Raw genomic sequence first — 20,962 nt, 5'->3', positions numbered from 1 at the left:
CCCGCGCCCTTCCGGCCCGCCGCCGCCGATGCACTCGAGGAGATCGCGCAGCGTCGCGCCCATCTCCACCTCGACCAGGCCCGGCCTCGCCACGTGCCCCGAGAGGCCGAAGCACTTGGTGCCGTGGCCTCGGCCGATGGCAGCCCACCACTCGGCGCCGCGGGCCACGATCAGCGGCAAGGCGAAGAGCGTCTCCACGTTGTTGATGACCGTCGGCTTCCCCCAGAGCCCCGATTCGGTCGGGAAGGGGGGCTTGGGACGCGGCATGGCCCGACGGCCTTCGAGCGACTCCATGAGCGCCGTCTCTTCGCCAAGCACAAAGCCGCCCGCGCCTCGCCTGATGTCCACCTCTACCGAAAAGTCGCTGGCGAGGATGCCATCACCCACGAGTCCCCACCGCCGGGCGTCCTCCACCGCGTCGGCCATGCGTTGGGCGGAGAGATGCGCCTCGCCGTGAATGTAGAGGTAGATGCGGGAGGCGCCCGACGCGTATGCCGCGATGAGCGCGCCTTCGAGGAGCCGGTGCGGGTCGCCCTCCATGAGGTGGCGGTCCTTGAAGATGCCGGGTTCGCCCTCTTCGGCGTTGACGATGAGGTACGTGGGCGCGCCGCGCGCGCTGCGGGCGCCTTCCCACTTGAGCGCCGCGGCGAAGTAGGCGCCGCCGCGTCCCCGCAGGCCCGCGGCCTTGACCGTCTCGATGACGGTGAGAGGGTCGCGGCTCGCGAGCGCGTCGGCCAGCGCGGCATACCCGCCGCGGCGGATCGCGTCGGCGATGTCGCCGGGGTCCACCAGGCCGCAGCGCGCCGTCAGCTCCCGGCGCTGGTAGCCGAGGAAGTCGCCGGCGCCCGGGTGGACCTCGAGCCGATTCGCTGCCGCCGCGTCGAGGAGAGCCGGGATGCGATCGGCCGTCGCGTGGGGCAGGAGGGAGCTCTCGCCGTCCGGGGCGACGATGGTCACGACCGGCGCAGCCCAGCAGAGCCCGCCGCAGCCGGCCGTCACGATGCGCGCGCTCCAGTTCCGCCGCAGGACTTCCCCATGAAGCGCCGTGAGAGTCTCCGCGGCGCCAACCGCAAGGCTGCACGAGCCCACGGCCAGGATGAGGGTCAGGCCGGGATGCGCGAGGGATTCGGCGTGGCGCACGAGCGCTGCGTAAGAACCACCCCTCACCCCAACCCTCTCCCCTGAGGGGAGAGGGGGTCTTGCAGAACCCTCGCCCCCGGAGGGGGGAGGGGATCCAAAAGAACCCTCGCCCCCGGAGGGGGAGAGGGCAGGGTGAGGGGGCACGACGAGAACACGCTCCAGATCACTTCTCGAGACGCGCCCGTGACAGGCGCCATCCACCTCGACCACCGGCGCCACCGAACAGTTGAAGGCGCAGTCGTAGGGCTCGAGCGTGACGTCGGGGCCCGCGATGGCGTCCAGCGCCTTCTGCAGCTCGAGCCCTCCCCGGATCCTGCACGACACCCCTGTGCAGACGCGCACGATCCGGAGGCCCGGCTCGGACAGCCGGAATTCAGGGTAGTGCGTGGCGACGCCGTACGCCTCGGACAGCGGCACGCGCAGATGCGAGGCGACCTCTCCCAGCGCGCCGGCCGGGATCCAGCGCAGCTCGTGCTGGACGGCGTGGAGCGCGGGCAGGAGCCAGGTGCGCTCCCTGGGGAAGGCTCGGACGACGGCGTGCCAGTCGCTCACGGCAGTGGGATCAGCGCGCCGAGGGGACGGGATCGGCGATGCGCGCCTCGGCGAAGCCCTTCTTTCTGAGAAGGCACGAGTCGCAGAGCCCGCAGGCTCGGCCGTCAGGCTCGGGCTCGTAGCAGGACCAGGTCAGCGAGAGATCCACGCCCAGCTCGTAGGCGCGCGCGACGATCTGGGCCTTCGAAAGCGCAATGAGCGGCGTGTGGACGCGGAAGCGACTCTTGCCCTCGACGCCCGCCTGGGTGGCGAGATTGGCCAGCCGCTCGAAGGCCTCGATGAACTCGGGCCGGCAATCGGGATAGCCGGAATAGTCTAAAGAATTGACGCCGATGAAGATGTCCTGTGAGCCCAGCACTTCAGCCCACGCGAGCGCGTGGCTGAGAAAGATGGTATTGCGCGCCGGCACGTAGGTGACTGGAATGCCCGCGCCCATCGCCTCGTCGCTCCTGCCCTTAGGCACCTCGATGTCGCCGGTCAGCGCCGAACCGCCGATGGCGCGGAGATCGAGCCGCAGCGTGAGGTGCGTGACGGCGCCGAGAGAGGCCGCGACCTGCTTCGCCGATTCCAGCTCGCGGGCGTGGCGCTGGCCGTAGTCGAAGGAGAGCGCGAAGCACTCGTACCTTTCTTCGCGCGCGACGGCGAGCGTCGTCGCCGAGTCGAGCCCGCCAGAGAGGAGTACGACCGCGCGCCCTGGCATCAGACGCCCCGCTTGGCGCCCCAGAGCAGCACGTGCAGCCTGGGCGAGAAGCCGAAGCCGTGGCGCTTGCAGGCTTCGACGACCCAGGGTGAGCGTTCGAGGAGATCCTCGCGACGGACGGCTTCCGGCTGGAGGAGGATGCGGGCGCGCGGCAGGGCGAAGCGCTCGGCCAGCCTCAGCACCTCGCTCACGTCGGCGTCGTCCGTCACCACGAATTTCCACCAGGCATCGCGGGCGAGAAAGCCGCGTATGGCCTCTGGGCGGATGCGCCGGCCTTCGTCCACGCCCGAGCCCGCGAGCTTGACCGAGACATTCCACTGGATGGCGCGGTCCACGCTGGGCGGCGGCGGGACGATGCCGGAGGTCTCGACCTCGATCACGAAACTGCGGCCCGCGAGCCCGCGGAGCAGGGGCACGAAGAGGGATGATTCGAGCGGCTCGCCGCCCGTGACCACCGCGCGGCGGCAGGGGAAGGCGGCGGCCTCGTCCACGAGCGCGGGCAGGTCCACGGCACGCCCCGCCTCTGGATCCCACGAGTACTTGGTGTCGCACCAGGCGCAGCCCACCGAGCAGCCCTGGAGCCGCACGAAGACGGCCGGCCGCCCGGCCGTGGTGCCCTCGCCCTGGATCGAGTAGAAGACCTCGGCGACGCGCCCGGCCGGGGCCCGGCTGATCACGCCCGTGGCCGCGACATGGCGCTGCCGCAGCTGGGCGTCTCGCGGATGGCGACGCGCTCGAGCGCAATGCCCGCGGGCAGCTGAGACTCGAGCCGTGTCCACGCCTCGCGCGTCAGCATCTCGGCCGTGGGCTGGCCGGGAAGCAGGACCACCCGGTCTGGCGCCTCGTGCTGGACGGCTGAAATGGCCGGGCCGAGGGGGTCGTCGGCCGCCAGGAGGGTCGCATGGTCCCAGAGGTCGAGGACGGCCTTCCTGATCACGTCGCGCAAGTCGTCGAAGTCCATGACCATGCCGAGCGGGTTGAGTGTCGGGCTGCTGACTGTCACCTCGAGGTGGTAGGTGTGGCCGTGCAGCCACGCGCACTTGCCCGGGTGTCCGGCAATACGGTGCGCCGCGTCAAAGACGTAGCTGGTCGTAAGGTCCATAAGACACCGGAAATCCTAGCATGAGAAACGCCTTGCGGCCTCTGGGCACCTCTGCTATCTAATAGGCCAATCCGAAAGGAGGCCTCTATGGCGATGAGCCTGACCGACTCGCTCAAGCACGATCGCTACAGTGTCGTGGCGGTGGACAAGGCCGCGGGCCGCCTGCGCATCAAGAGCGAAGCCGCATTGTGCACGGACTTCGCGTGCGGGGAGGCCGAGATCGTCACCGACGAGGGGCGCACGCGCGACCTCGACGAGATCAACCCGGGCGACATCATCATGCTCGAGCGCAAGGACGGCAAGGCGAAGGAGATCCGCGTCGTCCGGCGCGTCTTCGACGAGTACTCCAGCCCCGAGTGGTAACCCGCGCCTGATCCCGCGTTGATCATTCAGGCCCCGGGACTCCCTCCCGGGGCCTTTCTTGTTCCAATGCTGTGACGAGGGGGGTCCGGGCTCGAGCGTGAACCATGACTGACAACGGGCTTTGTGTTATCTACGCTCATCGCGTGGTCCTTGGCAGCGATTGGCCGTTCGTCGGATGGGACCCCTCGCTCGTCGCCTGGGTGCAGGGGCTTCAGAGCCTGAGCCAGGAAGAGAAGGGCAAGAGTCTCTGGCGGAACATGACGACGCTGCTGGGTTTGTAGGTTAAATGTATTAGCGGCTACAGCTCGGCTAGCGTACGCGGCCCCCGACGCCCCGGAGCCGCGGGTCCAGCATGTCCCGCAGCGCGTCGCCGAGCATGTTGAAGCCGAAGACGGCCAGAGAGATTGCGGCGCCGGGCCAGACCGCCATCCAGGGGGCGGTGTAGAAGAAGGAGCGGCCCGAGCCGGAGAGCATGGCGCCCCAGCTTGGGTAGGGCGGCGGCACGCCGAACCCGAGGAAGGACAGCGCCGCCTCGACGAGGATGAAGCCGCCGAGGCCGATGGTGGCGATGATAATGAGGGTGGCGGTCACGTTGGGCAGGACGTAGCGCAGCATGATCCGCAGGTGCCCCGCGCCCAGCGCCCGGGCCGCCTCGATGTACTGGTTCTCGATGATTGAGATGGTGGCCCCGCGGATCACTCGCGAGGCGCCGGCCGAGCCGAGGATCCCCAGCGTGATGATCACGTTGACGAGGCCCGGGCCCAGCACGGCCATGACGGACAGGATGACGACGAGCTGGGGGAAGGACTGCCAGGCGTCCACCACGCGCTGCACGCAGATGTCGTACTTGCCCCCGAAGTAGCCGCTCGTGATCCCGATGAGGCCGGCCAGGAAGTTGGCGATCAGCACCGCGCCGAAGCCCACCGTGACCGACACGCGCGCCCCGTACACGACGCGGCTGAAGACGTCGCGGCCCAGGTTGTCCGTGCCCATCCAGAACTCGGCGCTGGGCGGCTTCATCCGGGCCCGGCGGATGATCTCGTCGTACGGGTAGGGAGCGATCCACTCGGCGAAGATCGCCGTGAAGATCATCAGGAACACGAGCAAGCCGCCGAACGCCCCGAGGGGCTTCCGCCGGCAGAACAGCCAGACCGCGCGGCTGGCGCGAGCGAGCCGCCCGGGCTGCCGGAGGACCACCGGTGCCGGAAGCGCCTCGGCGTGGTTGGCCATGGCCGATCGTCCTACGGGCGGCGGGGGCGCCGGGAGCCCAAGCGCTGCCTCATGAGTAGCGGATCCGCGGGTCGAGCAGCGCGTAGGTCGCGTCGACGATCAGGTTCACAACGACGACCACGGTGACGATGAGCAGGTTCACGCCCTGGATGACCGGGTAGTCCCGCTGGTTGACGGCGTCGAAGAGGAAGCGGCCCATGCCCGGCAGGCCGAAGATCTGCTCGAAGATCACGGTGCCGCCGAGGATGCCCGAGACCTGCAGGCCGAGCACGGTGACCACGGGGATGAGCGCGTTCTTCAGGCTGTGCTTGAGCACGACGCGGCGCTCGCGTAGCCCCTTGGACCAGGCCGTCCGCACGTAGTCCTGGCGCAGCACTTCCAGGAGCTGGGCTCGCGTGAGGCGCATGATGGCGCCGGCGGCTGCGATACCCAGGATGAACGCCGGGATGATGAACTGCAGGATGTGCTGCCACGGGTCCTTGCTGAACTCGGTGAACCGGATGGGCGGGCTCCACCCCCACCAGATGGCCGGGAGCAGCACCACCAGGGTGGCCTTCCAGAAGCCGGGCACCGAGAGGCCCACGATGGCCAGGCTGCGGAAGATGTAGTCCACGACGGTGTCCTGGCGGATGGCGGCCAGCACCCCCACCGGCACCCCGATGAGCAGGGCGAAGAAGAGCGCCAGGAACCCCAGCTCGAGGGTGATGGGGACCCGGCGGGCCAGCTCCTCGATCACCGGCCGCTTGGTCCAGAGCGACTCCCCCAGGTCGCCGCGGAGCACCCGCCCTCCCCATTCGAAGTACTGGATGTAGATGGGCCTGTTCAGTCCGAGCTTGGCGCGGAGGTCCTCCAGGTCCTTGCCGTAGGCCTTCTCCTCGAGCATCAACTGGACGATGTCGCCCGGGATCATGCGGGGCAGGGAGAAGACGGCGAGCGAGGCGATCACGAGCGACGGGATCGCGACCAGTAACCGTCTCAGAATGTACTTTCGCATGTGCTCCTTACCCTCTCCCCCGCCCCCCGCGCTCTCCAAGGGGAGCGGGATGGTGAGACGGAAAGGGCAGGATCAGGAGCGGCCCTACTTGTCGAGCCATGCGATCATCAGCCTCCCACCATAATCGAGACTGATGTTGGGCGCGAAGTTCTTGACGTAGGGCTCCCAGGCCGAGAGCACCTTGGCCGAGGGGCTGACGTAGAGGTAGTAGGCCTGCTGGGAGCACAAGCGCTGGATGTCGTAGATGATCTCCCGCCGCTTCTTCTCGTCGAACGTGCGGCGCTGGAGCTTGAGCATGTCGGTGAGCTTGGGGTCGTTCACCCCGGCGGTGTTCAGCGGCGAGCCCGGCATGTGCCCCGCGTACAGGTAAGGGTCGGGCGTGGTCGCGCCGCCCCGCAGGGTCATCGCCAGCTTCTCGAACTTCCGGCCGAGCGTGCTCGCGATGAACGCGTTGCCCTCCTTGAGCTTGAGGTTGGTCTCGACGCCCGCCGTCTTCCACTGCGCGAGGATGGACTGGACGACGTCAGAGAAGACGGGGCCCCAGCTCCCGGTGCTCTCGACGGGGAACCGGAGGCCACTGCCGTGGCCGGCCTGGGCCAGGAGGCGCCTGGCCTCGGCCAGGTCCGGCTCGTAGAGGCGCCGGCCTTCGGGCGGGAGCTGGTCGATGGGAATGGCCCACTCGCGGAGGGCGGCCGGGACCGCGGGGTTGGGCGAGCCGTGGCCGAAGCCGAAGGGGTTCGTCTCGATGACCTGCTTGCCGTCGACGGCCATGTAGAGGGCGCGGCGCACCCGCAGGTCCTTCAGCGGTTCCTCCTCCAGCTTGGGCACGCCGAACGTCGAGGGCAGCCAGACGAATTCGGCCATCGGCAGATTGGGCTTGCGCCGCCGGATGACCTCGAGGTCGGAGCGCTGGAGGGTCATCTGGAGTTCGGGCGCGAAGTCGTACTGGCCGGAGAGCCAGGCCGCGAGCTTCGACGCGGGGTCGATGTCGATGCGCACCTCGATCCCGTCGGCGTACGGGAGCCCAGGCCGGAAGAAGTTCGGGTTCCGCACGAACGACAGGCGCACGTTGGGCTCGTACCGCTCGAGCATCCAGGGGCCGGTGCCGATGACCGTTTCCGGCTTCTTGAACATGCCCTCCTTGTCCGCGGCCTCCTTGGGCAGGATGTAGGCGAGGGCCGTGGAATCCAGGAACCAGGCGAAGGGCTCCTTCATGGTGAAGCGCACCGTGTAGCGGTCCACGGCTTCCACCTTGTCGATCTCCTGGAATGTGGCCCGCCCGGGGTTGCCTGGGATGGTGACGGCCCGCTGGAAGGTGAACGCAACATCCTCGGCGGTCAGCTCCCGGCCGTTCACCGGGGGCTTGTTGTGCCACCGGACGCCCTTGCGGAGCTTGAAGACGTAGGTGGTCTCGTTGGGCTGGTCCCAGGACTCGGCGAGGTCACCTTCGATGGGCAAGGTACCCGGCGTCACGCTGGGCCCCGCCTTGTGCCGGACGAGGCCGCTATGGGTCAGCGAGAGATAGATGAAGGTCCACCAGTGGACATTCTGGTGCGGGTCGAAGTTGGGCGGGTCGAAGCCGGGGAAGCGGAAGACGCCGCCACGCTTGGGCGTCTGGGCGCTGGCCTGCCGGGGGCGCGCCAGATCGGTCATGGAGATCGGGGCGCTTGCGGCGACGGCAGCGGCGCCCAGCTTGAGGAGATCGCGACGAGTCACCGGAGCGTCCATGCGGGCCTCCTTACTTGTCCGGCCGCGCGGCCATCATGCGGCCGCCGTGGTCTAAACCGTTGTTGGGCGCGTCGTTGTTCACGCAGGTCAAGCCGGCGTGCATGGATCTCCTCCCTACCGGTCGAGCCAGGCAGCCATCAGCCGACCGCCATAGTCGAAGCCGATGTTTGGAGCGTAGTTCTTGAGCGCCTGGTCCCACGCCGCGATCACCACGGCGGAGAAGACATCCACGCCGTAGACTTGCTTGGCCAGGTAGCGCTGGGTCTCGTGGATCAGCTCGCGCCGCTTCGCGGGATCCTGGACCCGCCGCTGGCGCAGCACGAGATCGGTGAGGACCGGGTCGTTGACGTGCAGCATGTTGCGCGGGTTGTCCGGGAGATAGGCGGTGGCGAGGAAGCTGTCGGGGTCGAGGAAGGGAGTGTTGGGTCCGTAGACAATGCCCTCGTACTTCCCGAGCACGGTGGTCGTGATGAAGGCGCCGTACTCCTTCTGGTTGAGCTTGGCGTCGATCCCCACGTCCTTGAGGTCCTTGATGACGAGCTGGACGGCGTCCACGAGCTGGACCACGCCGAAGCTGTGGAAGTCCACCACGGTCTGGAAGCCCTTCGGGTAGCCCGCCTCGGCGAGAAGCCGGCGGGCCTCCACCGGGTCGTGCTTGTAGTAGCGAGCGCCTTCGCCGAGCTGGTCGAACGGCAGCGACCAGTCCCGGAGCGCCGCCGGCACGCCGGGTGAGTTGAAGACTCCCACGCCGTCGGCGACGGCGTCGATGATGGCCTGGCGATTGATCGCGTGGGAGACGGCGCGGCGCACCCGCACGTCACTGAACGGGGGCTTGTCGGTCCGCATGTTGACGTTCCCGCGCACCGCGTTCGGGAACTCCACGGTTCGAAGGCCTGGACGCCTCCTCTGGAACTGGTCCTTGAGCCCGTTCCAGTCGGCCCGCTGGATCGTTCCCAGGAACTCGGGCCCGAGGTCGTACTTCCTCCCGAGGAATGCCGCCATCCTGGAGGCCTGATCCTCGTCGATGACCAGCTCGACGCCGTCCACGTAGGGGAGCCCCGGGACGAAGTACTGCGGGTGCCGTACCAGGGTCATGCCGACGTTGGGCCGATAGCTGTCGAGCATCCACGGGCCGGAGCCGACCGTGGCCTCCCACTTCTTGAGGTCGCCGAACTTCTCCACGCACTCGCGGGCGACGATGGCGCCGGTCATGGGGTTGGCCACGATGTCAGGGAACCAGACGTAGGGCGCCTTGAGGGTGACCTTGACCGTGTAGCGGTCGGGGGCCTCGACCCGGTCCACCATCGCGCGCAGGTAGTTCTGGGGGTTGCCCTTGACGGTGCGGAAGCGGTCGAGGCTGTAGACCACGTCCTCGGCGGTCAACTCGCGCCCGTTGACCGGAGGTTTGTTGTGCCACCGGATGCCCTTCCGCAGCTTGAAGACGTAGGTGGTGTCGTCGGCTTGGCTCCAGGACTCCGCAAGGTCGCCTTCGAGGACGAAGGTGCCGGGCGTGACACCGGGCCCGGCCTTGTGCTTGAGCAGCCGGCTGTGGGTGAAGCTGTAGACGATCTGGGTCTTGAAAGCGACGATCAGATACGGGTCGAAGTGCGGCGGGTCCCAGACGCGCACCGTGAGAGTCCCGCCGCGCTTGGGGGCCTGGGCGAAAGCGGCGCCGGGAGGCGCCAGGGCGACGCCGGCCAGGGCGGCGCCGGAGAGCTTGAGCCAATCACGACGGGCCAGGGAAGAGGTCAGGCGCTCGCTCATGATTGTCCTCCGTTCGCGCCAGCAAGCGCGCTCCGCACCGGTTAGCGGTCCAGCCAGGCGGCCATGAGGCGCCCGCCGTAATCGTAGCCCAGGTTCGGGCCATAGTTCTTGAGCGCCGCATCCCACACCGCGATGGTGAGGATGGAATAGGCCTCCGCTCGATAGACCATCTTGGCCAGGTGGCGCTGGATGTCGTGGATCAGCTCTCGCCGCCGGACCGGGTCCGCGACGCGCCGCTGACGGAGGATCAGGTCGGTGAGCGGCGGGTCATTGACCTTCAAGTTGTTGCGCGGGCTGTCCGGCAGGTAGGCGGTAGCCAGGAAGCTGTCGGCATCGAGAAACGGGGTCGCGGGCCCGTAGGCCATGCCCTCGTACTTCCCCAGCGGCACGGACGAGATCCAGGCGCCGTACTCCTTCTGGTTGAGCTTCGCGTCGATGCCCACGTCCTTGAGGTACTTGATGACGAGCTGCACGCCATCCAAGAACTCGGTCTGGCCGTAGCTGTGAAAGTCCACCACGGTCTGGAAGCCTCGCGGGTAGCCCGCCTCCGCGAGGAGCCGCCTGGCCTCCACCGGGTCGTGCCGGTAGTAGCGAGCGCCCTCGCCGAGCTGGTCCACGGGGAGCGACCAGTCCCGGAGCACGGCCGGCAAGCCGGGCGGATTGAGCACGCCCACTCCAGCGGTGGCGTCGATGAGGTCCTGGCGGTTGACGGCCAGGGACACGGCCCGGCGCACCCGCACGTCGCTGAACGGAGGCCTGTCGCCGCGCATGGCAACTCCCATGCGCACGTTGGACGCAAACTCGACCGTCTTGAGGTCGGGCCGCAGCCTCTGGAGCCGGGCCTTGATCTGGTTCCAGTCGGGCCGGTTGATGGCCCCCATGAATTCAGGGCCGATGTCGTACTTCTTCCCCAGGAACGCGGCCATCCGGGACGCCTCATCCTCGTCCACCACCAGCTCGACGCGGTCCACGTAGGGGAGCCCGGGGACGAAGTACTGCGGGTGCCGCACCAGGGTCATCCCGACGTTAGGCCGATAGCTGTCGAGCATCCACGGGCCGGAGCCGACCGTGGCCTCCCACTTCTTGAGGTCGCCGAACTTCTCCACGCACTCGCGGGCGACGATGGCGCCGGTCATGGGGGTCGCCACAATGTCCAGGAACCAGACGTATGGCTCCTTGAGGGTGACCTTGACCGTGTAGCGATCGGGGGCCTCGACCCGGTCGACCATGGCGAGCAGGTAGTTCTGAGGGTTGCCCTTGACGGTGCGGAAGCGGTCGAGGCTGTAGACCACGTCCTCGGCGGTCAGCTCGCGCCCGTTGACCGGAGGTTTGTTGTGCCACCGGATGCCCTTCCGCAGCTTGAAGACGTAGGTGGTGTCGTTGGACTGGCTCCAGGACTCCGCAAGGTCGCCTTCGAGGACGAAGCTGCCGGGCTGCACCCCGGGCCCGGCCTTGTGCTTGAGCAGCCGGCTGTGGGTGAAGCTGTAGACGATCTGGGTCTTGAAGGCAACGGTGAGATACGGGTCGAAGTGCGGCGGGTCCCAGACCCGCACGGTGAGAGTCCCGCCGCGTTTGGGGGCCTGGGCGAGAGCGGTGCTGGGAGGCGCGAGGACGGCGCCGGCCAAGGCGGCGCCGGAGAGCTTGAGCCAATCACGACGGGCGATCACGGGAGACGTCGGGCGCCGCCCATGAGTGCCCTCCGTGCCTGCCACGAGGCATGCATCTCGAGCCAGCCGCGACGAGAGCGTGGTGAAAGTCCCCTTCTCGGAAAGCTGACCCCTCTTCCCCTGTTCCACAGCCAGCGGACTCCCCCTGACTGGGGCGGCCGGTTCCCCATGCTCCGGTCCTTGCTTGGTACAACACCGACGAACCAGCCGTCAAGGGGGAAGTTAGCGGTAGTTATGGCGCGCTCCCGCGGGGATCAGCACGCAGGCGCCGGCCTTGGCTGGTGGTCGTCCCCTCCACGCGGACGATGACCTCTCGCTCGACGACGTAGATGATCTGATCCGCGTCGTGCGTCTCCTCGGGGCCGGCGTCGTCGGCTACCTGGTTGAAATTTACCTTCGTCTTCCAGCCCTCGTTCGCCAAGGCCTTTGACAACTGGATGATAAGTCTTTTCCTGTGGATGAGCCCCTGGGCCGGGGTGATCCTGGCCGACATCTTCATCAAGCGCAAGGCCCACATCGACGTCGACGAACTCTATCGGGAGCCGGAGGAGAGCGCATATGGCTATATCAACTGGGGAGGGATCGTGGCGTTTCTCGTCGGCCTCATCGCCGGGTGGACGGTTGAGGACGGCCTCGTCCCCGCACTGCAGGGACCCATCTCAACCGGGCTGCTCAGCGGTAACCCGCGCCTGACCGTGCGCTGATCCTTCAAGGCCCCGGGCTCCCCCCGGGGCCTTTCCTCATCTTCCCGTCAATGGGGACACATATGAGACGGACTCTGCTGTTGTCATGCGTGATGGCTGTACTGGGGGTCGGCGTCGCGCATGGCAAGGAATGCAAGGGCATCAACTTCCCGGAATAGGCCCAGGTCGAAGGGAACAATCTGACGCTCAACGATCTTGGCTTACGCCAGGCGACGATGTTCAAGGTCAATGTCTACGTCGCTGCGCTCTATGTGGCCAAGCCGTCGAGCGATCCGACCGCCATCCTTGGATCCGGAGCCCCGAGCGAGCTGATCCTCCAATTCGTGCGCAACGTGGGCGCCGACGACCTCAGGAAGGCCTGGGACGAAGGCTTCGCAAAACATGCCAAGGAGCAGCTGCCCGCCCTGAGAGAGCGCATCACCTCGCTGAATGGCTGGATGGTCGATGTGAAAGCGGGCCAACGGCTCAACTTCATTCATAAGCCGGGTGCCGGCATCCAAGTGGAGGTGACCGGGACGGTGAAGGGCACGATCAAAGGCGACGAGTTCGCGAAGGCGTTCCTCTCGATCTGGCTGGGTGGCGATCCCCCGAATCCAGAGATGAAGAGCGGGCTGCTCGGCGGCGCCTGCGGCTAGCGTCCCCGACCTGCAGCACGGCATCGATGCGTACACGCGGCAGGGATTCAACGTCTACCCGGGCGGTAGCCACCCGGGCAGGGGGAGAGCGTAGGCGACACAAAGGCCATTATCGGACTGGGGTCCTGAATTTCGCGGGCTGTTCGCCGAAACGTGGCTTCTCGACCTGGGGACAGACCGCGTGGAGGTCTACCGGCGTCCGGCCGCCGACGGCTACGCCAAAACACGCGTCCTCACCAACGGCGACGGAGTCGCGCCCGAGGCCCAGCCGGACCTGTGCATGACGGTCCGCGAACTCCTCAGGTAGATCCCCCCGCCCGCCGCCCCGCTAGCCCCGCATCACCTTCGCGTACGCGTCGAGCCGCGGCAGCACGGCGTCGCGGGGCTCCGACGGCAGGCCGAAGATCGCGCGCGAGACGCCGGCCGCCGCCAGCGCGTCCAGCGCCTCCCGCTTCGGCGGCGCGAAGAAGATGGACACGGGCGCCGATCTCGGATCGCGCCCCGCCTTCGTGAGCCTCGCGCGCAGCTCGGGGATGCGCTCGACCGGGTTCTTGTTCGGGCGCAGGATCGGCATCCAGCCGTCGCCGAACTCCACGACGCGGTCGAACGTGGTCGCCCCGTCGCCGCCGATGATGATGGGCGGGTGCGGCTTCTGAAGCGGCTTCGGATCGGCCCAGATCTTGTCGAAGCGGACGAACTGGCCGTGGAACTCGGCCTCGGGCTTGGTCCAGATCTCCTTCATGGCGAGCACGCGCTCGCGGAGCAACCGCCAGCGCGTCTTCCACTCGGCGCCGTGGTTCTCCATCTCCTCGGCGTTCCAGCCGCCGCCGATGCCGAAGAGGACGCGGCCGTGCGACAGCCGGTCGAGGGTGGCTACCTCCTTGGCCGTGGTGATCGGGTCCCGCTCGACGACGAGGCAGATGCCGGTGCCGAGCTTCAGGCGCCTGGTCGCCGCGGCCGCGGCCATCAGCGCGACGAAGGGGTCGTAGGACGACCAGTAATCCCTCGGGAGGTCGCCCCCGCCCGGCCAGGCGCTCCGCCGTCTCGCGGGGATGTGCGTGTGCTCTGGGAACCACACCGACTCGAACCCGCGCTCCTCGAGTGCGCGGGCCAGCTCGTCTGGGGCAATCGCGTACTCGGTGGGGAACATCACGACGCCGTAGTCCATGAGGGCCTCCTCAGGTTAGCCCGCACTCGTTGAAGTACTCATCCGAGCTCGTGTACACGTATCGCTGGCAGGCGGCGGCCTTCCAGCGAGGGTCGCCCAAGGTGTCCAGGCGGTCGCCGGCGCCGGCGGGGGCCGGGAGAGGCGCCCGCGCTATGTCGCGAGCAGTCGCGGACGATCACGCTACCAGAGCTCCCGCGAGGCCAGCCGCGCTCCCTCGGCAAGGCTCCCGAGCTTGGCCCAGACGATGTCCGGGTCCACGGCCGCCTGGCCGACCCAGGTGCCGAATCCGCAGTCCGATCCGGCGATGACGTTCTCGCGGCCGACCAGCCGGGCATAGCGGCCGATGCGCTCGGCGATCAACGCGGGGTGCTCGATGAAGTTCGTGGTCGAGTCGATGACCCCCGGGACGATGACCTTGCCGCCCGGCACCTTCACACTCTCGAAGACGCGCCACTCGTGGGCGTGGCGCGGGTTGGCGGCCTCGAAGGAGACGGCGGCGGGCCGGGCCGCGAACACGAGGTCGATGATCTCGGCCAGGGGTACGTCGTAGTGATGTGGGCCTTCATAGTTTCCCCAGCAGAGGTGGATCCGCGACTGCTCCGGAGGCACCCCCGCCAGCGCGTAGTCGAGGGCTTCGAGGTGCAACCGGGCCATCCCTCGGAACTCCTCGACGCTCAGGTCGGCGAACTGGATGTGACGCCCCATCGCCAGATCGGGGCAATCGACCTGGAGAACGAGCCCGGCCCCCGCGACCGTCTCGTACTCGTGCTTCATCGCCTCGGCGATGGCGAAGAGATAGGTCTCGTGGCTCGGGTAGTGGTCGTTCCGGAAAAACAGGGAGATCACGCCCGGAGAGGCGGCGGTCAGGAACGCCTCCCGCGCCTTGACCTGCGCGAGGGCGGCCTGGAGGTTGGCGACATCGGCGCGGGCCGCGTCGGCGTCACGAAGGGCGACCGGTTCCGTGCACGCCGGTGTCTTGCGTCGCGCGCGGCCCGGGTCCCCGAACACCCGACGAGCCATGCCGGGGAAGTCCACGAGGTCGCGGTACTGGAGAGGATGACTCGCCCCTCCGAAGCCCGCAAGGCGGTCCTTGACGTACGTCGCGTAGCTCGGCTTGCTGAACTCGCCATCGTTGATCACATCGAGGCCCACCTCGGCCTGCTTGCGCACCACCTCGGCCACGGCCGATCGGATCCTCGCGGCCAGGGCGGCGGGATCGACGGGGACGCCTTCCTCCCTCGCGAACATGGTCTGGGTCAGGTCGTGGGGCCGGGGCAGGCTGCCCGTGTGGGTCGTCAGGATGCGATCAACGCTTCGTTGCATGGGTGGCGACCTCAATACCACAAAGGCGCGGCGAGTGCCATTGTTCGAGGCCCTCGAGGTGGGCGAGGAGTTCGTCTCGGACGAGCACCTCGTCACGCCCGAGGACGTCGAGACCTACGCGTTCGCCGTGGACGATCGCTCTCCCTGGTTCGTCGAAGACTCGCCCTTCGGCGGGCCAATCGCGCACCCGACGCTGCTCGGCAACCAGGCGCTGCGCCCTCGCCACAGCCGCCACATCGTGCACGCTGGGCTCCACGCGAAGATGGAGTTCGAATTCCTGGACCCGATCCGGCCGGGCGCGCGCAGGGCGTAGGCGACGTAAAGGCCATTATCGGACTGGGCCGGCGCCGGCGGGAGCCCCAGAGAGCCACGCGTACCGCATCATTGATCCCCCAGGCCGAACGGGCTCGCGCTAGGCTTTCCTGCCCTTCGGCCAGAGCCCGGCCGCCTGGCGCCAGATCCCCAGCTCTCCGACGTGGTAGGAATTGTGATCGGCGATGACCAGGCAGCACCGATAGAAGGTGTGTGTGCCGGCGCTGTTGGGCACGAAGGCGAAGAGATCGCGTGCGGGATCGCGGGCGAGCTCGATGACGGCGCCCAGGTCCTGCTGGAAACCGGCGAGAGACTGGCGCCACTGGGCGGGCGTCGCCCGCGCGCTCTTCCGCGGCCAGTAGCCTTCCGGGAAGGGAGGCTCCTGGTAGGATGCGCTCGTCATGTAGTCGAGCATGTCCCGTTGCGTGAGGCGGATGTGCTCGACGAGATGCCAGATGGCGTAGGGCACTCTCGGAAGGCGGGAGTTGATCGCGGGTGCCGGCAACCCCTTGAGCGCCTCGGCGAACGACATATGGTTGTGTCCGCTCTCGAGGTGCGACACGAGCTGGCCGCGGATCTCCTTGTCCCTGTCTGGCTGGAGCGTAGTCGACATAAAGGCTTTTATCGGACTGGGCCGGCGCCGGCGGGGGCCCGCGAGAGCCACGCGGACCGCATCAATGATCCCCCAGCCGGGCCAGTCATCAACTGCGATCTTGCGCCGGCGAGCGCGGGGCAGTCAAGCTGCGGCCTTCAGGGGCAGAGTCCCACCCCGAGGCGGGGAGGCTCCGGTTTGACCTCTCCGACGCGCTCTGGCAGGATCGGCGCGAGACGGGAGGGGAATCCATCCCCCCTGCGACAAGGCTGAAAGACTCGCGCGAAGGCCCAGAGCACGACTGACTCAAGGAGCGACCCATGGCCGCAGACGATGGCTCAATCCAGTTGCCACTGTACTGTCCTCTGGTCATTAACGGTGAGGAGGGCAAGGCCGCGAACGGCCAGCAATTCAAGAGAGAGAACCCAGCCGACATCCGCCAGCTAGCCACCATCGCCGAGCAGGGGACGCCGGAGGACGCGCGCGCTGCCATTGACGCCGCCCGCGTCGCCTTCGACAGCAATGTCGGCAACTGGATTTACAACTACAAGCTCAGAGAGCAAGCGTTGTTTCGCACGGCTCGCCTGATCCGCGACAACGCTGACCGGCTGGCCCGGGTGGTGAGCCTGGAAGTGGGCATGCCGATACGGCAGGCGGTGCCCCACGTCGCGGCCGCGGCCGACATCTTCGAGTTCTATGCCGGGTTGGCGGGCAAGATCTACGGCGAAAGTTTCACCCTGCCCAGCGGCTCCATGATCAACGTGGTCAAGGAACCGGTGGGCGTGGTGGCGTTGGTAACCCCCTGGAACTTCCCTTTGACTCAGACCGCTCGGAAAGTGGCCCCAGCCCTTGCCGCCGGCTGCACCGTCGTGATCAAGCCGGCCAGCTATACTCCGGCGGCCGGCTACGAATTGGTAAAGCTGATGCTCCAGACCGGGCTACCCAAGGGTGTGCTCAACCTGGTCCCGGGGCCCGGGCAGGTCGTCGGCTCGGAGATCATCAGCAGCAAGAAGGTGGACAAGATCTCATTCACCGGCGAGACAGGCACCGGCAAGGCGATCGCGGCCCAGGCGGCAACCGAGGTCAAGCGGATCAGCCTGGAACTGGGGGGCAAAGCCCCTTACCTGATCTTCGATGACGCCGATGTGGATGCTGCCGCCCGCGCCGCCGTCTTCGGCATGTTCCGCAATGCAGGCCAGGCCTGCGGCGCCACGACCCGGCTGCTCGTCCAGGAGGGGATCCACGACCGGCTCCTTGCCCGCGTAGTGGAGCTGACCCGGAAGATCGAAGTCGGGCATCCATCCAGACAGTCCACCGACATGGGGCCGCTGATCTCCGGCAGCCAGGAGCGCGTGGTCCAGGGTTACATCAAGCTCGGACTGGACGCGGGATTCGATCTGGTCACCGGCGGCCACAAGCTCTCCGGTGACGGCTACGACCACGGCTATTACGTCGAGCCCACCATTTTCGACCGGGTCGATAACGCGTCCAAGCTCGGCCAGGAGGAGATTTTTGGCCCGGTGGTGACGGTGACCACCTTTAGGGATGAAAGCGAGGCGGTGGACCTGGCAAACGCGGTGGAGTTCGGGTTGGTGGCCGGGGTCTGGAGCGCCGACTACCCGCGCGCGATGCGGGTGGCCCGTCGAATTCGCGCCGGGACGATCTGGATCTGGGACAACTACGCCCAGCCGGTCGAGGGCATCTGGGGAGGGTACAAGCAGAGTGGCATGGGGCGAGAGCTTGGCTACCACGGGCTGAACGACTTCCTCGAGGTCAAGCAGATTTTCACTGACGGCACCGGTCTCACGATGAAGCCAGCGTATGGCCAGGTGATCAAGGAGTAGGAGGCGCCCATAGCGGCCCTACGCGATGCCCGTGTGGATGGCGATGGTGCTGAGGCCGAGGCGGCGGTACTTGACGCCGCGCAAGCCGATCTCCTCCAAGAGCGCGGAGAGCGCGGCCGGCGTGAGGAAGCGGTCCACCGACTGCGGGAGATAGGTGTAGGCCTCGCGGTCGCCGCCCACGAGCGCGCCCACGCGCGGGACCACGTGATGGAAGTAGGCGCGGAAGAGGGGGGCCCAGCCGGGCAGGTCGGCCTGCGTGATCTCGAGCGCGACGACGCGGCCGCCGGGGCGCGAGACGCGGCGCATCTCCGCGAGCCCTTGCCGGAGATCGGCGAGGTTCCGCAGGAGGAAGGCCGAGGTCACGAACGCGAAGGTGCGCGCCTCGAAGGGCAGGGAGAGCGCGTCGGCCTCGACCAGCCGGATGCGGCCACCCGTGTCCTCCGCGCGGCGCTTCTCCTCGGCGATCGTCAGCATCCCGTGGGCGAAGTCCGCGCCCACGATGGTCCGGCGAGGATGGATCCGGCCCAGCTCGAGCGCCAGGTCGCCCGTGCCCGTCGCCAGGTCCAGTCCCGGCCCCTCGGGGGAGGCGATGGTCTCGCGCGCGGCTGCCCGCCGCCACGCGTGGTGCATGCCGAAGGTCATCAGGCCGTTCATCAGGTCGTAGCGTCCGGCGATGCGCGAGAACATCTCGCTGACGAAGCGCGCCTTGCCCGGGCCCTCGCCGAGTCCCGCGCTCAGACGAGCCTCCCGCCCAGGACGGCGGCGAAGAGGATCAGCGCGATATACCCGTTGACGTTGAAGAAGGCGACGTCGAGCCGCGAGAGATCCGTGGGCGAGACCAGCGAATGCTCGTAGACGAACAGGCCCGCCACGATGACCACGCCCGCCCAGTAGAGCCAGCCGAGCCCCATCGTCCAGCCGAGCGCGCCGAAGGCGACGACCGTCAGCACATGGCAGACCTTGGCGGCGTGAAGCGTGGGGGCGATACCGAAGCGCGCGGGGAAGGAATGGAGCCCGGCACGCCTGTCGAAGTCCACGTCCTGGCAGGCGTAGATCAGGTCGAAGCCGGCGATCCAGACTGTCAGCGCGAACCAGAGCACGAACGTGGGCGGAGCGAACACCCCGCTCACGGCGATCCAGCCTCCCGCGGCCGCGATGCCGTCGGTGAAGCCGAGGATCCAGTGGCTCGTCCAGGTAAAGCGCTTGGTGTAGGAGTAGCCGATCAGGAAGAGGGCGGCCCAGGGCGCCAGCTTGAGGCAGAGCGGGTTGAGCATCCACCCGGAGAGGGCGAGGAGCGCGCCGGAGGCGACGGCCGCCAGCAGCATGTGCCAGGGCGCCAGGAGCCCCGTGGGCAGGTGGCGCTTTGCGGTGCGCGGATTGGCCGCGTCGATCAGCCGGTCGGCCAGACGGTTGACGCTCATCGCGAGCGTCCGCGCCCCCGTCATGGCGAGCGTCACCCAGACGACGACCCGCCAAGCCGGCCAGCCGTCCGCCGCCAGGACCATCGCCACGTAGGCGAAGGGCAGGGCGAAGACGGTGTGTTCGAACTTGATCGCGTCCAGGAAGTTGCGAAACGTGCTGGGCACTACAGGCCGTATTCTTGCCAGCGCTTCGTCACGAGCGAGCGCATCTCCTCGCTCATCACGATCTCCTCGGGCCACGGTTGGCTGATGCCGTCATCCGCGGTCTTCTCCGTCGCGTCGATGCCCATCTTGCCGCCGAAACGGTGGCGGAGCGCAGCGTGGTCGAGGTCGTCCATCGGCCCGTCCACGATGACGATGTCGCGCTTGGCGTCCACGTTGCCCGTGGCGCGCCAGGCGACTTCGGAGAGGTTCTGGACGTCCACGTGGTCGGAGACGACGAGGATGTTCTTGGCCAGCATCATGAGCCCGAGCCCCCAGAGGGCGTACATGACCTTGCGCGCCTGGCCGGGATAGCGCTTCTTGATCGAGACGATGACGAGGTTGTGAAAGACGCCCTCCGCGGGCATGTTCATGTCCACGACCTCGGGCAGCATCAGCCGGATGATGGGCAGGAAGATGCGCTCGGTCGCTTTGCCGAGCCAGTAGTCCTCCTGCGGCGGCCGGCCCACGATCGTCGTGGGATAGATCGGCTGCTTGCGGCGCGTGACGGCCTTCAAGTGGAAGACCGGGTAGTCCCGCGCCAGCGAGTAGTAGCCCGTGTGGTCGCCGAAGGGCCCTTCGAGCCTGCGCTCGGCAGGATCCACGGTGCCCTCGAGGATGATCTCAGCTTCGGCGGGCACCTCGAGGTCCACCGTCTTGGCCTGCACCATGGGGACGCCGGATCCGCGCAGCCACCCCGCGAAGACCATTTCGTCTATGCCCGGAGGCAGGGGCGCCGAGGCGGAGTAGATCGAGGCGGGGTCGCCGCCCAGGGCGATGGCGACGTCCATCGGCTTGCGCCGCTCCTCCGCGAGCCGCTGGTGCTCGGCCGAGCCCTTGTGGATCTGCCAGTGCATGCCCAGCGTGCGATCGTCGAACACCTGGAGCCGGTACATGCCCACGTTGCGCGCGCCGGTCACCGGATCCTTCGTGAAGACCATCGGAAGCGTGATGAAGCGCCCCGCGTCCCCCGGCCAGCAGCGCAACACGGGCAGGGTCGCCAGGCTCGGCCGGTCCGTCTCGACGACCTCCTGGCACGCAGCGGAGCGCACGCGCTTGGGGCCGGCTTTCGCGACGTCGAAGAGGTCGCCGAGCTTCTTGAGCTTGTCGACGAGCGTGCCCGGCATCTTCATGTCGAGGAGCTTCACGACGCGCGCCGACAGCTCATTGAGGTGCTCGACGCCGAGCGCCGCCGCCATGCGGTCCGGCGAGCCGAATGCGTTGATGAGCACAGGGCTGTCGAAGCCCTCGACGCTCTCGAACAGCAGGGCCTGGTTCAGCGTAGCCGGACCCTTCGAGACCCGGTCCGTGATCTCGGCGATCTCGAGGTCGCGGGAGACACGGGCGCGCACGCGCTTGAGGTGCCCGGTCTTCTCGAGGTGGGCGACGAACTCGCGGAGGTCGTCGAAGGCCACGCGCTTACTCGTGGTAGTAGAGCTTGACCAGCCAGCCCGCGATCACCGGGAAGGCCAGGCTCGGGATGACGCGCACGAGGACGAAGCGCCACCCCATGAGCGGCGCC

Annotated in this window: 21 protein-coding genes and 1 pseudogene; 6 read left to right on the top strand and 16 right to left on the bottom strand. The window is 67.9% G+C overall.

From position 1 onward, the window contains the following. The 4 genes from VGV06_04460 to VGV06_04445 all read right to left on the bottom strand — a co-directional run. Positions 1-1,692 (bottom strand): NAD(P)H-dependent oxidoreductase subunit E (locus VGV06_04460; protein ID HEV2054411.1); only part of this gene is annotated, 1,692 nt, incomplete at its 3' end. Positions 1,693-1,702: 10 nt separating this feature from the next. After that, positions 1,703-2,392, bottom strand: a complete 690-nt coding sequence (gene queC, locus VGV06_04455; protein HEV2054410.1) for a 7-cyano-7-deazaguanine synthase QueC — start codon at positions 2,390-2,392, stop codon at positions 1,703-1,705. After that, the gene (locus VGV06_04450) at positions 2,392-3,069 is read right to left on the bottom strand and encodes a 7-carboxy-7-deazaguanine synthase QueE (GenBank protein HEV2054409.1); all 678 of its coding nucleotides are present in this window, start codon (positions 3,067-3,069) and stop codon (positions 2,392-2,394) included. Before VGV06_04450 ends, queC begins: the two co-directional genes overlap by 1 nt. After that, a complete protein-coding gene (locus VGV06_04445; protein ID HEV2054408.1) occupies positions 3,066-3,494 on the bottom strand; it encodes a 6-carboxytetrahydropterin synthase in 429 nt (142 codons plus the stop codon). Before VGV06_04445 ends, VGV06_04450 begins: the two co-directional genes overlap by 4 nt. A gap of 87 nt (positions 3,495-3,581) precedes the next feature. Here VGV06_04445 and VGV06_04440 point away from each other — a divergent pair, with 87 nt between their 5' ends. Both VGV06_04440 and VGV06_04435 read left to right on the top strand, forming a co-directional pair. Next, the gene (locus tag VGV06_04440; GenBank protein HEV2054407.1) at positions 3,582-3,857 is read left to right on the top strand and encodes a hypothetical protein; all 276 of its coding nucleotides are present in this window, start codon (positions 3,582-3,584) and stop codon (positions 3,855-3,857) included. A 104-nt stretch (positions 3,858-3,961) separates the two neighbouring features. Next, on the top strand, positions 3,962-4,138 hold the full coding sequence (locus tag VGV06_04435; protein HEV2054406.1) for a hypothetical protein: 177 nt from the start codon (positions 3,962-3,964) through the stop codon (positions 4,136-4,138). A gap of 28 nt (positions 4,139-4,166) precedes the next feature. On the opposite strand, the gene VGV06_04430 is transcribed toward VGV06_04435, so the two are convergent. The 6 genes from VGV06_04430 to VGV06_04405 all read right to left on the bottom strand — a co-directional run bounded on the left by VGV06_04430 (position 4,167) and on the right by VGV06_04405 (position 11,739). Further along, positions 4,167-5,087, bottom strand: a complete 921-nt coding sequence (locus tag VGV06_04430; GenBank protein ID HEV2054405.1) for an ABC transporter permease — start codon at positions 5,085-5,087, stop codon at positions 4,167-4,169. A 49-nt stretch (positions 5,088-5,136) separates the two neighbouring features. Continuing rightward, a complete protein-coding gene (locus tag VGV06_04425) occupies positions 5,137-6,081 on the bottom strand; it encodes an ABC transporter permease (protein HEV2054404.1) in 945 nt (314 codons plus the stop codon). A gap of 84 nt (positions 6,082-6,165) precedes the next feature. Further along, positions 6,166-7,809, bottom strand: a complete 1,644-nt coding sequence (locus tag VGV06_04420; protein HEV2054403.1) for an ABC transporter substrate-binding protein — start codon at positions 7,807-7,809, stop codon at positions 6,166-6,168. A gap of 114 nt (positions 7,810-7,923) precedes the next feature. After that, entirely contained in the window at positions 7,924-9,573 is a 1,650-nt protein-coding gene (locus tag VGV06_04415; protein ID HEV2054402.1) for an ABC transporter substrate-binding protein, read from the bottom strand. A gap of 41 nt (positions 9,574-9,614) precedes the next feature. Then, on the bottom strand, positions 9,615-11,240 hold the full coding sequence (locus VGV06_04410; GenBank protein ID HEV2054401.1) for an ABC transporter substrate-binding protein: 1,626 nt from the start codon (positions 11,238-11,240) through the stop codon (positions 9,615-9,617). A gap of 232 nt (positions 11,241-11,472) precedes the next feature. Continuing rightward, entirely contained in the window at positions 11,473-11,739 is a 267-nt protein-coding gene (locus VGV06_04405) for a hypothetical protein (protein HEV2054400.1), read from the bottom strand. Between VGV06_04405 and VGV06_04400 the strand changes: the two genes are divergently transcribed. Further along, the gene (locus VGV06_04400; GenBank protein ID HEV2054399.1) at positions 11,717-11,944 is read left to right on the top strand and encodes a cytosine permease; all 228 of its coding nucleotides are present in this window, start codon (positions 11,717-11,719) and stop codon (positions 11,942-11,944) included. The genes VGV06_04405 and VGV06_04400 overlap by 23 nt on opposite strands. 173 nt (positions 11,945-12,117) lie before the next feature. Continuing rightward, positions 12,118-12,579 (top strand): annotated as a pseudogene (locus VGV06_04395) (chalcone isomerase family protein). 328 nt (positions 12,580-12,907) lie between these two features. Here the strand turns inward: VGV06_04395 and VGV06_04390 are convergent. Next, positions 12,908-13,747 carry an LLM class F420-dependent oxidoreductase gene (locus tag VGV06_04390; GenBank protein ID HEV2054398.1) on the bottom strand — a complete coding sequence of 280 codons (840 nt, stop codon included), beginning with the start codon at positions 13,745-13,747 and terminating at the stop codon, positions 12,908-12,910. Positions 13,748-13,927: 180 nt separating this feature from the next. Beyond that, positions 13,928-15,070 (bottom strand): cobalamin-independent methionine synthase II family protein, encoded by a 1,143-nt coding sequence (locus tag VGV06_04385; GenBank protein HEV2054397.1) that lies wholly within the window; start codon positions 15,068-15,070, stop codon positions 13,928-13,930. Positions 15,071-15,104: 34 nt separating this feature from the next. On the opposite strand from VGV06_04385, the gene VGV06_04380 reads away from it, so the two are divergent. Then, a complete protein-coding gene (locus tag VGV06_04380; GenBank protein ID HEV2054396.1) occupies positions 15,105-15,383 on the top strand; it encodes a hypothetical protein in 279 nt (92 codons plus the stop codon). 99 nt (positions 15,384-15,482) lie between these two features. On the opposite strand, the gene VGV06_04375 is transcribed toward VGV06_04380, so the two are convergent. Beyond that, on the bottom strand, positions 15,483-15,995 hold the full coding sequence (locus tag VGV06_04375) for a DinB family protein (protein HEV2054395.1): 513 nt from the start codon (positions 15,993-15,995) through the stop codon (positions 15,483-15,485). Between the two features lie 299 nt (positions 15,996-16,294). Between VGV06_04375 and VGV06_04370 the strand changes: the two genes are divergently transcribed. Then, positions 16,295-17,818 carry an aldehyde dehydrogenase family protein gene (locus VGV06_04370; GenBank protein HEV2054394.1) on the top strand — a complete coding sequence of 508 codons (1,524 nt, stop codon included), beginning with the start codon at positions 16,295-16,297 and terminating at the stop codon, positions 17,816-17,818. 18 nt (positions 17,819-17,836) lie between these two features. Here VGV06_04370 and VGV06_04365 read toward each other — a convergent pair whose 3' ends face one another. Genes VGV06_04365 through VGV06_04355 form a run of 3 tightly spaced genes read right to left on the bottom strand, consistent with a single transcriptional unit; the run spans position 17,837 to position 20,855 of the window. Further along, complete coding sequence (locus tag VGV06_04365; protein HEV2054393.1) at positions 17,837-18,505, bottom strand: ubiquinone/menaquinone biosynthesis methyltransferase; 669 nt, start codon at positions 18,503-18,505, stop codon at positions 17,837-17,839. A gap of 47 nt (positions 18,506-18,552) precedes the next feature. Beyond that, positions 18,553-19,404 (bottom strand): UbiA-like polyprenyltransferase, encoded by an 852-nt coding sequence (locus VGV06_04360; protein HEV2054392.1) that lies wholly within the window; start codon positions 19,402-19,404, stop codon positions 18,553-18,555. Then, the gene (locus VGV06_04355; protein HEV2054391.1) at positions 19,404-20,855 is read right to left on the bottom strand and encodes a menaquinone biosynthesis decarboxylase; all 1,452 of its coding nucleotides are present in this window, start codon (positions 20,853-20,855) and stop codon (positions 19,404-19,406) included. The genes VGV06_04360 and VGV06_04355 overlap by 1 nt, the downstream gene beginning before the upstream one ends. Positions 20,856-20,962 lie beyond the last annotated feature (107 nt).

Source organism: Candidatus Methylomirabilota bacterium (assembly GCA_035936835.1).
Lineage (GTDB): Bacteria > Methylomirabilota > Methylomirabilia > Rokubacteriales > CSP1-6 > AR37.
This window is presented reverse-complemented; position numbering and strand designations above follow the sequence as displayed.

Bases quoted from the DNA above. Each gene is read 5' to 3' on its own strand.
- queC (HEV2054410.1), bottom strand. From the start codon at position 2,392: ATGCCAGGGCGCGCGGTCGTACTCCTCTCTGGCGGGCTCGACTCGGCG.
- VGV06_04445 (HEV2054408.1), bottom strand. From the start codon at position 3,494: ATGGACCTTACGACCAGCTACGTCTTTGACGCGGCGCACCGTATTGCC.
- VGV06_04440 (HEV2054407.1), top strand. From the start codon at position 3,582: ATGGCGATGAGCCTGACCGACTCGCTCAAGCACGATCGCTACAGTGTC.
- VGV06_04435 (HEV2054406.1), top strand. From the start codon at position 3,962: ATGACTGACAACGGGCTTTGTGTTATCTACGCTCATCGCGTGGTCCTT.
- VGV06_04430 (HEV2054405.1), bottom strand. From the start codon at position 5,087: ATGGCCAACCACGCCGAGGCGCTTCCGGCACCGGTGGTCCTCCGGCAG.
- VGV06_04425 (HEV2054404.1), bottom strand. From the start codon at position 6,081: ATGCGAAAGTACATTCTGAGACGGTTACTGGTCGCGATCCCGTCGCTC.
- VGV06_04420 (HEV2054403.1), bottom strand. From the start codon at position 7,809: ATGGACGCTCCGGTGACTCGTCGCGATCTCCTCAAGCTGGGCGCCGCT.
- VGV06_04415 (HEV2054402.1), bottom strand. From the start codon at position 9,573: ATGAGCGAGCGCCTGACCTCTTCCCTGGCCCGTCGTGATTGGCTCAAG.
- VGV06_04405 (HEV2054400.1), bottom strand. From the start codon at position 11,739: ATGAAGATGTCGGCCAGGATCACCCCGGCCCAGGGGCTCATCCACAGG.
- VGV06_04390 (HEV2054398.1), bottom strand. From the start codon at position 13,747: ATGGACTACGGCGTCGTGATGTTCCCCACCGAGTACGCGATTGCCCCA.
- VGV06_04385 (HEV2054397.1), bottom strand. From the start codon at position 15,070: ATGCAACGAAGCGTTGATCGCATCCTGACGACCCACACGGGCAGCCTG.
- VGV06_04375 (HEV2054395.1), bottom strand. From the start codon at position 15,995: ATGTCGACTACGCTCCAGCCAGACAGGGACAAGGAGATCCGCGGCCAG.
- VGV06_04370 (HEV2054394.1), top strand. From the start codon at position 16,295: ATGGCCGCAGACGATGGCTCAATCCAGTTGCCACTGTACTGTCCTCTG.
- VGV06_04365 (HEV2054393.1), bottom strand. From the start codon at position 18,505: ATGTTCTCGCGCATCGCCGGACGCTACGACCTGATGAACGGCCTGATG.